This is a genomic window from Acinetobacter sp. YH12201, assembly GCF_013418145.1.
In the GTDB taxonomy this organism is placed as follows: domain Bacteria; phylum Pseudomonadota; class Gammaproteobacteria; order Pseudomonadales; family Moraxellaceae; genus Acinetobacter.
In genome coordinates this window covers 23116-34257 of record NZ_VPCP01000032.1, presented here as the reverse complement: position 1 = coordinate 34257, position 11142 = coordinate 23116, and the positions used below count along the sequence as shown (strand labels likewise).

At 42.6% G+C, this 11142-nt stretch carries 9 protein-coding genes and 1 other RNA gene; 6 read left to right on the top strand and 4 right to left on the bottom strand.

Going from position 1 to position 11142, the window contains the following annotated elements:
- Nucleotides 1–180: 180 nt before the first annotated feature.
- The 3 genes from FTU91_RS08280 to FTU91_RS08270 all read right to left on the bottom strand — a co-directional run bounded on the left by FTU91_RS08280 (nt 181) and on the right by FTU91_RS08270 (nt 2901).
- Nucleotides 181–417, bottom strand: a complete 237-nt coding sequence (locus FTU91_RS08280) for a DUF378 domain-containing protein (protein ID WP_086194935.1) — start codon at nt 415–417, stop codon at nt 181–183.
- 444 nt (nt 418–861) lie between these two features.
- Nucleotides 862–2193 (bottom strand): Xaa-Pro aminopeptidase, encoded by a 1332-nt coding sequence (pepP, locus tag FTU91_RS08275; RefSeq protein ID WP_171263136.1) that lies wholly within the window; start codon nt 2191–2193, stop codon nt 862–864.
- A 75-nt stretch (nt 2194–2268) separates the two neighbouring features.
- Nucleotides 2269–2901 (bottom strand): UPF0149 family protein, encoded by a 633-nt coding sequence (locus tag FTU91_RS08270; protein WP_086194933.1) that lies wholly within the window; start codon nt 2899–2901, stop codon nt 2269–2271.
- Nucleotides 2902–2965: 64 nt separating this feature from the next.
- On the opposite strand from FTU91_RS08270, the gene FTU91_RS08265 reads away from it, so the two are divergent.
- The 3 genes from FTU91_RS08265 (at nt 2966) to ssrS (ending at nt 4088) form a co-directional block, all read left to right on the top strand.
- Complete coding sequence (locus tag FTU91_RS08265) at nt 2966–3517, top strand: hypothetical protein (protein WP_180043605.1); 552 nt, start codon at nt 2966–2968, stop codon at nt 3515–3517.
- A 2-nt stretch (nt 3518–3519) separates the two neighbouring features.
- Entirely contained in the window at nt 3520–3804 is a 285-nt protein-coding gene (locus FTU91_RS08260) for a cell division protein ZapA (RefSeq protein WP_086194931.1), read from the top strand.
- A 100-nt stretch (nt 3805–3904) separates the two neighbouring features.
- Nucleotides 3905–4088: non-coding RNA, 6S RNA (gene ssrS, locus FTU91_RS08255), on the top strand.
- A gap of 172 nt (nt 4089–4260) precedes the next feature.
- Here ssrS and FTU91_RS08250 read toward each other — a convergent pair.
- Nucleotides 4261–7353 (bottom strand): heavy metal translocating P-type ATPase, encoded by a 3093-nt coding sequence (locus tag FTU91_RS08250; RefSeq protein WP_171263129.1) that lies wholly within the window; start codon nt 7351–7353, stop codon nt 4261–4263.
- Nucleotides 7354–7435: 82 nt separating this feature from the next.
- On the opposite strand from FTU91_RS08250, the gene FTU91_RS08245 reads away from it, so the two are divergent.
- The 3 genes from FTU91_RS08245 to lon all read left to right on the top strand — a co-directional run bounded on the left by FTU91_RS08245 (nt 7436) and on the right by lon (nt 11025).
- A complete protein-coding gene (locus FTU91_RS08245) occupies nt 7436–7816 on the top strand; it encodes a MerR family transcriptional regulator (RefSeq protein ID WP_086194930.1) in 381 nt (126 codons plus the stop codon).
- Between the two features lie 48 nt (nt 7817–7864).
- Nucleotides 7865–8452 carry a 5-formyltetrahydrofolate cyclo-ligase gene (locus FTU91_RS08240; RefSeq protein ID WP_086194929.1) on the top strand — a complete coding sequence of 196 codons (588 nt, stop codon included), beginning with the start codon at nt 7865–7867 and terminating at the stop codon, nt 8450–8452.
- A 146-nt stretch (nt 8453–8598) separates the two neighbouring features.
- Complete coding sequence (gene lon, locus FTU91_RS08235) at nt 8599–11025, top strand: endopeptidase La (protein WP_180043607.1); 2427 nt, start codon at nt 8599–8601, stop codon at nt 11023–11025.
- Nucleotides 11026–11142: the final 117 nt, after the last annotated feature.

Sequence of the window (11142 nt, the reverse complement as noted above, 5' to 3'; positions counted from 1 at the left end):
ATATGGGTGAATTATAGCAAAATAAAGCACTGTAATAAAGGCGATATTTGATTTTTTATGGCTATCGCCACTCGCTTATATCCCCCACCTGACTGTCGGTGGGGGTCTTACGCTCGATGAAGATAAATTACAGAAAAATCGCCTTCATGAAGTTTCTAATTGAGTTTTGTATTTAGTCTGCTAACGTACCACTCTTGTCTGAGGCTCATGATGTACTGTTTTGCCTAATTTCGTTCCTGTATAAATCAGATATAGTGCCGACAAGCCGACCAAGATATAAATAATCCTAGATAGAGCGCTCATTTCACCAAAAATAGCAGCGACTAAATTGAAATCGAATGCACCAATTAAGCCCCAGTTCAGGCCACCAATAATCGCCAAAGCGTAAGCAATCCAGTCGATAGTATTTAATCTCATCATTTTTCTCCCACTGTTCTTTAGTTTATTTAAGGATCAGAGGAATTATCTGAAGAAAAGCAGATTTAATATGTTGCTTTGATGCTAAAAACCGATTTTATATGTTGAATTCGTGTCAGTTTTTAAACTTTAAATTTTAACTGGGTTGGTTTTATTTAAGTTATTCGAGATAAACGTAAATAAAATCATTTTTCGCATTTAATGCATATCCACCCGAATTACATCAAATATTGAAATTTTTTAATCTCGTCGCAAGAAAATCAAGAACCGTCAAACAAGCTAATTGATCTGGAATTTGTTATAACGAGCAATAGTTACATCGATTATATACACCACAATTGTAAGATTGATTTTTATAGAAAAATCTAAAAATCATGCTCTAATCAGACCATATCTTTAATAAAAAAGCCGATCATCTGATCGGCTTTTCATCCTAAAAATCGCTTAGGCTACTTTGGCTTTTGCCATCAGGGCTTCAATATCTTCTACTGTTTTGACCACATCTTTGGTGAGCACCAGTGGCCCATTTTCGGTAGCGACCACATCGTCTTCAATGCGGATACCAATACCACGCCATTTGGCATCGACAGTTTCATCATCTGGTGCAATGTACAAACCCGGTTCAACCGTCACCACCATACCCTCTTCATAGGCACGCCATTCGCCATCCTGTTTATATGAACCGACATCGTGCACATCCATACCCAACCAGTGTCCGGTACCATGCATGTAAAACTGACGGAAAGTTTCTTTTTCGATAATTTCCTCAATATCACCTTGCATCAAGCCAAGTTCAAGCAAACCTTGAACCAAAATACGTACCGCCACATTGTGCGGTTCCTTATAAGAGTTGCCAATACGTACCGCATCAATCGCAGCCACTTGTGCTTTTAACACCAGCTCATATAGGGCCTTCTGTTCAGGACTAAACTTGCCGTTAACCGGAAAAGTACGGGTAATGTCTGAGGCATATAGCTGATATTCGCAAGCCGCATCAATCAGCACCAGATCACCATCTTTCAGGGCTTTGTCATTTTCCACATAATGCAAAATGCAGGCATTAGCACCACCACCGACAATACTATTATAGGAAGGCACACAGCCATTTTTACCAAAAATGTAATTCAATTCTGCTTCCAGTGCATATTCCATCATGCCCGGTTTCACCGTTTGCATGGCACGGGTATGCGCTTCTGCCGAAATATCTGATGCAAGTTGCATCAACTTGATTTCTTTTTCAGATTTATGCAGACGCATTTCATCGACAATTCGATCCAGCTGAATCACATGTGCGGGTGCAGAAGTACCTTTGCGTGATTCACCATTGGCTTTAGCAATCCATTTCGCTACACGTGCATCAAAATCGGCCTGATGACCAATGCGATAAAACAGTTTTTGTTTATTGTGCAGTTTCTCGATAATTTCTTCATCCAGCAGGTCAATCGCATAGGCTTCATCTGCCTCGTAATCATCCACTGCACCGTCTACACCGGCACGGTAACCGTTCCAGATTTCCATCTCGCGGTTACGTTCACGGCAGAACAGACTATAGGTATAACCTTCATCAATCGATTCAAAAGTTTCAATCACCGCCACTGCTTCAGGCTCTGCAAAGCCGGTCAGATAGAAAAAGCTGCTGTCTGCACGGAATTTATAATCCGCATCACGGTTACGCATGGCAACCGGACTGGTGGCAATAATTGCAATACTGTGCGGACCCATTTCTTCTGCCAGGCGGTCACGACGTTCCTGAAAATCTGCTTGAGTCAGTTTCATCATTAAGTGTACTTTTGTCTTTTATGAGGAGGTGATAACTTTTAAAGGGTCTGTTCTTGAACACAATCGTCCGAATTAGCTCGGACGATGCGGGGTAAACATTTCAACAACACTGCTGGCTTCTGTAGTCGCGCTATTTTTTTGCAACTGTGGCTGAATATTTTGCAGCAATGGAGTTTCTGCAATTTCCACTTTTTTACGACCCAATGACAGACTGACAGGAATCAAGCGCACAAATTCGTAAAGTTCCTGATAGCTTTCTTCGCCTTCTTCGTCATCATCCGACTCATCAAATTCAACAGCTGCCACATCTTGCAGATGTTCAATCAGCTCCATTTCATCCGGACGGATATGTCCTGATGCCAGACCAAATCCCAGTACCACACCGGCACACCAGTCCGCCAATGCTTGTACACGATCCACAAGAACGTGTTCATCATCCGGAAGCAAAGGTAAATAGTCGAGTTCATCTTCAGATAAAGCATGGGCAATATCTTCTGCTTCATCAGTTAATATCTCTAAAATCTGCTGCTCTAGCGCAGGAATTTCAAGCGTGGCTAAAATTTGTTGCCATTCATCACCGGTCGGTGCCTGAGTTACACAAACAATACCCGTTAGCAACCCATGTAACTCACTTGGGCTTGAAATCTCTTCAATTTTTGAAAAATTGTGGTGCCATTCCGACCAACCTGAAATATCGTCTTGCATTCGCTTATCCAATCTCTATACTTCTTATATATTACCTTTGTTTGCGATACTGTGCGACCACGATATGTTAGAAGAATTACAGCGTCTACAGGCGCATATTGGCGTTTTAAAAACGCGACTTGCGCATTATGAAAGTGAAAATGCTGCACTTAATGCTGCAAAAGCAGATTCCAATGAGCACTATCATGCCCAAATTGTGCAAAAAAATGGCATCATCACTCAAAAACAAGAAGAAATAGATAATCTGAGTGAGCAATTAAGCGAAACCCAATCGCAATTCAAGCAACTGAATAGTGATGCAGCCGCTTTAGCAGACCGCTATAGCCGTTTGGAAAAAAGTTGTACCGATCTTAAAAACCGTTTTCAGGAAATTCTGGCTGAACGTAATGAATTACGTGTCATTAAAGAAAAAATGCAAAATGATCACCGTGTTGCTCAACAGGAAATTAAGGGAATGCAACAGGAACGTGAAAGATTGTTACAAAAAAATGAACATGCTAAAGCCAAAGTTGAAGCCATTATTCAGCGTCTTGCAATTTTAGGTACTGCTCAAGATCAGCATGCGCAAGAAATTCAACAGCTTGCTCACCCAGCCGATGCAAATGAGGATATTTAATCATGAGTGAACAAATTGCCGTTGAACTGCGTGTGCTGGGTCATAATTTTCGTTTAGCAACCACAGAAAAGGAAAAAGCTGGTTTAGAACGTGCAGCTGAATTGTTAAATGAAAAATATGATGATTTTCGCCGTAAAGCACCCCGTGTTGAGCCGAGTAAACTGATTATTATGGTTGCACTTGAATTGATGCAGGAAGTGCTTTCAATGAACAAATCCTTGCAAGAGTATGCACATTGTGATCGCTTGCTGGCGACTATTTTAGAAGACCTCAATGATTTGGTTTAATTTCCTATTAAATTGAATAAACTATCAACATTTGTGATTTAACTTTACAGTTGTTGCACATTGAGGATTTGCCAACACCTCATTATTGGTTATACTTACTCTATCTCTGAGGTGTTCGCCAGCGCGTCTATATCCCTGCCGATACTTAAATCTACGGATTGTGTTCTGCATATTTAGAGTGTATGCCCATCTTCGAATGGGAAACCCAGCAAGTATGCGTCGCGTCCACCTTGAACTTCTTCGGGTTCAGGGTAACGACATGCAGCGGCATCTTCGGAGTGTTTTTTCTTATTATTCTAAGTGTCATTTATTACAATACTTATTCATCTATTTTACATTTTAAAGAATTTTCGTTTTTAAATTTCATTTCATTCTCCGCCATATTCATCAATATTTTATGCAAAAAAATACCCAAGATTTTCATCTTGGGTATATCACTTAATTTCTGACATTCAGTTATTTAGACTTTTGCAGCCGCAAAGCATTGATGACTACTGACAATGAACTGAGCGACATGGCAACCGCTGCAAGCATCGGGGTCAACAGCAGTCCGGTGAGGGGATAAAAAATACCCGCTGCCACGGGCACACCCAAGCCATTATAGACAAAGGAAAAGGCCAGATTCTGCTTCATATTCTTCACACCTAACTTTGCCATATGAATGGCATCCGCCACACCGCGGATATCCCCTTTGACCAAAGTCACTTGAGCCGTCTGTTTGGCAATATCGGTACCATTGCCCATTGCCACCCCCACATTGGCCTGGGCAAGTGCCGGTGCATCATTAATACCATCGCCAGCCATCGCCACAACTTTTCCTTGAGCCTGATATTTTTTTACCAGATCTAATTTTTCAGTCGGGGTACAGTTGCCATAAACCTGCTGAATCCCCAGCTCAGCCGCGACCAGTTTGGCATTCTGCTCGTGGTCACCAGTCGCCATCACCACTTCAATACCATCGGCCATCAGTTGATCAATCACCTGATGGGCATTGTGTTTGATCGCATCATGAATCGAGATATAAGCCAGAACTTGCTGCTCATTGGCCAGAAAGCTAATCACATTACCGCTCTCGCGTTGTGCATCCAGCTGTGTCTGAATATGCTTAGGCAGCTGCAAACCCAATTGATCAATCAGCTTTTGACTGCCCACATACAGGGTTTGACCATCAATTTGACCTTTCACCCCAAAACCAGTGACATCTTCAAAATCATTGACTTTAATCAGTTGATTATTCGGAACAAGCTTGGTTAAAGTCTGGGCAATCGGATGGGTTGAATATTGCTCAATCGAGGCAATCCATTGTTCCACTTGCGCTTGTTGAACTGTATCTGAAAGCAGTTTAATCTCTTTCAGACTTGGTTTACCTTCGGTCAAGGTCCCGGTTTTATCGACAATTAAAGTGGTGACTTTGCTCAAAGCTTCTATGGCTTCCGCATCTTTAAACAGCACGCCTTTTTGCGCTGCACGACCTGTGGTTGCCATCACCGACATCGGGGTTGCCAGACCTAAGGCACATGGACAGGCGATAATCAGTACAGCCACTGCACACATCAGCGCCAGATCAAATTGCGCCTTGCCAAAGAGCATCCATGCCATAAAGGTCAACACACTAATCGCTAAAACAGTCACCACAAAATATTTGGCAAATACATCGGCAAGTTTTTGTAACGGCGCTTTGGAGCGCTGTGCTTCGGCCACGGTCTGAATCATTTTAGCCAAAGTGGTATTGGCACCTACAGCTGTGGTTTGAATACGAATACTGCCCTGCTGGTTCACCGTCCCCCCAATCACCCGGTCATCAAGTTCTTTTTTCACCGGCACAGGTTCACCCGTCATCATCGCTTCATCAACATAGGTTTTGCCTTCCATCACAATGCCATCGAGCGGAATTTGATCCCCTGAAGAAATCTGCAAGATATCGCCCTGTTTCACCATACTCACATCCACTTCCACCACCTGATCATGCTGCACCAGTTTTGCAGTATGCGGTTGCAGTTTCAGCAAGGATTTAAGTGCGTCTGCAGTTTTGGCGCGGGCTTTCAGTTCCATGATTTGTCCGAGCAAACTTAAGGACACAATCATACAAGCTGCTTCATAATACACTGCAACCCCATGACCAGTTTTGGCCTGCATCGGGATAAGGGATGGAAAAACTGTTGCCACAACACTGTAAATAAATGCCGCCAGCACCCCGACACCAATCAGGCTCCACATGTTCAGGTTACGGGTTTTATAGGAAATCCAGCAACGTTCAATAAATGGCTTGCCTGCCCAAAGGATGACGGGAATAGACAGTACCAGTTCAATCCACGGCTGAATATGCTGCGGAATAAAGGCATGAATATGCGACCCCATGGCCAATACAAACACAATTAAAGTCAGTGGCAACGTCATCCAGAAACGATGACTGAAATCGACCAGTTCAGGATTGGGTGCATCATTCAAACTAGGTTGCATAGGTTCCAAAGCCATACCGCAGATTGGACAAGTTCCAGGCCCTTTCTGCACAATTTCAGGGTCCATGGGACAGGTATAATCCATGTCAGCAGCACCTTCCGGCACAGGTCGCTGATCTGCTGGAAGCAAATAAAATTCAGGGTCTCCTTTAAACTTTTCCAAGCAAGACGGATTGCAAAAATAGTAAGTTTTACCCGAATAATCAGTTTTTAAATCGGTTGAAGTGTCTACCGACATGCCACAGACAGGATCGACCTCAGAATGAGGTGATGATGCAGGATGAGTTCCGCCACAGCAGCTGGATTTCTTTTCTTCAACTGCCACTTTTGCTGTTGAAGCACAGCAGGAGGATGCTGTTTGCGGAGTTTGTAGATATTGTTCAGGTTGCTGGGTAAATTTATTCAGACAGCGTTCTGAACAGAAATAATAATCTTTTGATTCAAACTGGCTATGCCATTTAGAATCCGTTTTAACCTGCATGCCACAAACCGGATCAACTATTGTTTCACTCACCTGCTCTACGGTTTGTGCTTTATTTCCCGCACAACAGCCTAATGATTGCGCTACGGGTGGTTGATTTTGAGAACCGCAGCAAGATTTTTTTTCATCTGTTTTTAATTGAAATGCACAGCCGCAGCCCGAAGTTTTAGATTTATGTTTTTCTAAATACTGTTCTGGATTGGCCTGAAATTTATTCAAACAGCCCTGACCGCAAAAATAATAACTTTGTCCTAAATATTCGTTATGCGGCTTGGATAAATCCGTCACGGTCATACCACAGACGGGATCAATATACTGTTGTGACTCAGCTTTTTGACTACCACAACATGAAGATGAGGCCGCTACAACTTTAGCTTTATTTGCACAGCCACAGCCTGATTTAGGCGTGGTTTCTTGAAGGTAAGCTTCAGGATTTTTAATAAACTTTTGTTTGCAGCCATCACAACAAAATAAATATTTTTTCCCCAGATATTCAAAATAATGTGCTGAACTTTCCGAAACGTTCATCCCACAGACTGGATCAACTTTCACTAATTCAAGGACTGAATCCTGTTTTGCACAGCAGGCAGATTTTTGTTGCTCATTCATCCGACTCACCTATTTTATTCTTGCATTGTGTTAGCATAAAGTCTGTACCTAAGTACAGAGTCAAGTCATTTGAGGATATTTTATGCTCACTATCGGAAAACTGGCCAAACACTGTCATATCAACGTCGAAACCATTCGCTATTATCAACGCATCGGTTTAATGCGCGTACCTGAATCCACGCAGAGTTACCGTTATTACAATGACAAAGATATTGAAACCTTAAGCTTTATTCAAAAAGGCAAAGATGCAGGCTTGCAACTCAGTGAAATACAGGAATTACTGCAACTTCAACTCGAAGACCGTGAACAGGTGCGACATGTCATTGAGCAACGATTGGAAAAAATTGATCAAAGGATTCAGGAATTACAGGCACTCAAAACCCGTTTAAGCAGTTGGGTAGATGAATGTAAAACGACAAATGAAAGCTGTTGCCCGATTTTGAAAGAGCTGAAAAACAGTTAAACTGCTTTTATGATGAAAATGTATATATTTTTTGGGAATCTATAACAGATGTCAGTGGATTTAAAAGTTTTACGCAAGCAACTTCGACATCAGCGCAGAGCCGTTTCCAGCTTTCAACAAAAACAGGCGCAACAAAAAGTACTTCAGCAACTGATCCGGCTAAAATCTTTTCAGCATGCCAAAAAAATCGGCATCTATCTGAATGCCTTTGGTGAAATCCATACCCAAAAAATCATTGAATACTGCTTTAAACAGCATAAACAGGTTTATCTGCCGATGATTTGCACCATGAATCAGCAATTGCACTGGGTCAAAATCACGCAACAACAATACCGAAACAATCAATTTTCATATCATCCACTCGGCATGAAAGAGCCTATGGCCGGGCGTGGCCTGCATGTTTCGACGCTGGATTTTTTAATCATGCCTTTGCTGGCCTGTGATATTCACGGTACCCGCATTGGAATGGGCGGCGGTTTCTATGATAAAACCCTGGCCAGTGCCCCCCATAAACCCTATCGGCTTGGTATTGCACATGACTTTCAGCTGATCCAGCAGCCTTTACATCGTGAAGTCTGGGATCAACCTCTCGATGCCTTACTTACCCCTGCAAAATATCTACACTTTAAGCATTGAATGGGTATTTTTGACTGACAAAAATATTTTAAAATCACACATTTACTCATTTTTTATACATTTTCATTTGCCCTGCCCTTGTATTTTTTAAAATACCCATCACTATAAAAACATGGCAACACTGTTGTTACTCATTAGGAGTGCCCATGTCTGAAATTATTATGAATCAAGAAACCTTAGATACACAGGTTCCAAGCGTATTACCACTTTTAGCGCTACGTGATGTGGTGGTTTATCCACACATGCAAATTGCGTTATTTGTAGGTCGTGAAAAATCGATCAAAGCAGTTGACGTGGCCCGTAACAGTGACAATCTCGTATTTGTAGTTGCACAACAAGATTCTCTTACAGAAGAAATTGATCACGACAACTTATATCAATACGGTACTGTCGCGAAGATTGTGCAAGTTGTGAATCATGAAAATGATGAAAACTGTATAAAAGTACTTATTGAGGGTCTACACCGTTCTAAACTGGTGAAAATCATCGACCATGATGAATATTTATCAGCCGAACATGCACTCAGCCCAATGACGGTCAATGTTGCAGCTGACTCTCAAGCAACGCGTGTGCAAGAACTGCGAACTTTATTTGCCCAGTATGCAGAAGCCAAATTACGTAATGCACGTGAATTGGTTACTGCTGCAAATAAAATCGATGACTTGTTGCAACTGTTGTTCTTTGTGGCCACCCGTGTGCCCTTGAATATCGATATCAAGCAAAAGTTCCTGGAACAGGATGACTTTGAAGCACATTTGACTGAGCTCATGACTTATTTGTTGCAACAGTCTGAAGAACAGCAGATTGAACAAACCTTGCATGACTCGGTAAAACGCCAGATGGAGAAAAACCAGCGCGAATATTTCCTGAATGAAAAAATGAAGGTGATTCAGCGCGAACTTTCCGACATGAACGGCGGTGCTGAAGATGATATCGCAGAAATTGAACGTCGTCTGGAAGAAGCCGATTTACCGGAACACGTGCGTAAAAAAGCCGAATCTGAATTCCGTAAGCTCAAAGCCATGCAACCTGCTTCAAGTGAAGCTGCTGTGGTGCGCAACTATATCGAGGCGATTTTAGATACGCCTTGGAATAAAGCCAGCAAAGTCAGCATCAATTTGGCGAAAGCACAAGAGATTTTAGATGCCGATCACTACGGTTTAGATGAAGTCAAAGACCGTATTGTGGAATATCTTGCAGTACAATCTCGTGTGAAAAAGCTCAAAGGTCCGATTCTTTGCCTGGTTGGTCCTCCAGGGGTAGGTAAAACTTCACTTGGTGAGTCGGTTGCCAAAGCTACAGGTCGTGAATTTGTGCGTATGGCCCTAGGTGGCGTACGTGACGAAGCGGAAATTCGTGGTCACCGCCGTACTTACATTGGTGCGATGCCGGGTAAAATCGTGCAATCACTGACAAAAGTTGGCGTGAAGAATCCACTGTTCTTGCTCGACGAAATTGACAAGATGGCACAGGATTACCGTGGCGACCCTGCTTCTGCCTTGCTTGAAGTACTGGATCCATCACAAAACAGTAAGTTCAACGATCACTACCTCGATCTTGATCTTGACCTGTCTGAAGTGATGTTCATCTGTACTGCAAACAGCATGAATATTCCTGAGGCTCTTTTAGACCGTATGGAAGTGATTCGTCTGCCGGGTTATACCGAAGAGGAAAAAGTCAATATTGCCGAACGTTATCTGGTTCCTAAAGCCATTAAGGACAACGGTTTACGTGCAAAAGAATTGACCATTCATGAAGAAGCGATTCGTGACATCGTGCGTCGTTATACTCGCGAAGCCGGTGTGCGTAGCCTGGAACGTGAAGTGTCAAAAATTGCCCGTAAAGTGGTGAAAGAAGCGGTCAGCAAAAAAGCCAAAAACTTGCATATCGATGTCACTACTGAAAACCTGTCTGATTACTTGGGCGTACACAAGTTCGACTTCGGTATGGCGGAAGAAGAAGCGCAAGTCGGTCGTGTCAATGGCTTGGCTTGGACTTCAGTTGGCGGTGAATTGCTTTCGATTGAAGTTGCTGCGGTAAAAGGTAAAGGTAAATTCATTACCACTGGTTCACTCGGTGATGTGATGAAAGAATCCATTACCGCTGCAATGACGGTCGTCCGCACCCGTGCCGATGCCTTGGGTATTGAGGCTTCAAGATTTGAAGAAACCGATATTCATGTGCATTTACCTGAAGGCGCAACACCGAAAGATGGTCCATCTGCAGGTTTGGCCTTAACTACGGCACTGGTTTCAGCTTTCACAGGCATTCCAGTACGTGCTGATATTGCCATGACCGGTGAAACCAATCTGGGCGGTCGTGCAATGCGCATTGGTGGCTTGAAGGAAAAACTTTTAGCTGCACATCGCGGTGGTATTAAACTGGTATTCATCCCTCAAGAGAACGCTCGTGACTTGGTGGAAATTCCAGAAAATGTTAAAGCCGGCCTTGAAATTAAGACCGTGAAAAGCATCGATGAGATTTTGCCATTAGCCTTGGTGGAAGCACCAAAACCTTTGGTGAAAGCACCGATTGTTAAACCAATTGCAGAAGGTAAAGCAGCGCGTCATTAATTGCATTTTGCTACAAAAAGAGGAGAGCTTCGGCTCTCTTTTTTGTGTAAAATTTTTACCATATTCATAACAAATCAGCTTGAAAAATCAGCAGCTCATCCCCATTTAATATGGTAT

What these genes read in the sequence shown, in the direction of transcription:
- FTU91_RS08280 (WP_086194935.1), bottom strand. Translation starts at nt 417, where the DNA reads ATGAGATTAAATACTATCGACTGGATTGCTTACGCTTTGGCGATTATT.
- pepP (WP_171263136.1), bottom strand. Translation starts at nt 2,193, where the DNA reads ATGAAACTGACTCAAGCAGATTTTCAGGAACGTCGTGACCGCCTGGCA.
- FTU91_RS08270 (WP_086194933.1), bottom strand. Translation starts at nt 2,901, where the DNA reads ATGCAAGACGATATTTCAGGTTGGTCGGAATGGCACCACAATTTTTCA.
- FTU91_RS08265 (WP_180043605.1), top strand. Translation starts at nt 2,966, where the DNA reads ATGTTAGAAGAATTACAGCGTCTACAGGCGCATATTGGCGTTTTAAAA.
- FTU91_RS08260 (WP_086194931.1), top strand. Translation starts at nt 3,520, where the DNA reads ATGAGTGAACAAATTGCCGTTGAACTGCGTGTGCTGGGTCATAATTTT.
- FTU91_RS08250 (WP_171263129.1), bottom strand. Translation starts at nt 7,353, where the DNA reads ATGAATGAGCAACAAAAATCTGCCTGCTGTGCAAAACAGGATTCAGTC.
- FTU91_RS08245 (WP_086194930.1), top strand. Translation starts at nt 7,436, where the DNA reads ATGCTCACTATCGGAAAACTGGCCAAACACTGTCATATCAACGTCGAA.
- FTU91_RS08240 (WP_086194929.1), top strand. Translation starts at nt 7,865, where the DNA reads ATGTCAGTGGATTTAAAAGTTTTACGCAAGCAACTTCGACATCAGCGC.
- lon (WP_180043607.1), top strand. Translation starts at nt 8,599, where the DNA reads ATGTCTGAAATTATTATGAATCAAGAAACCTTAGATACACAGGTTCCA.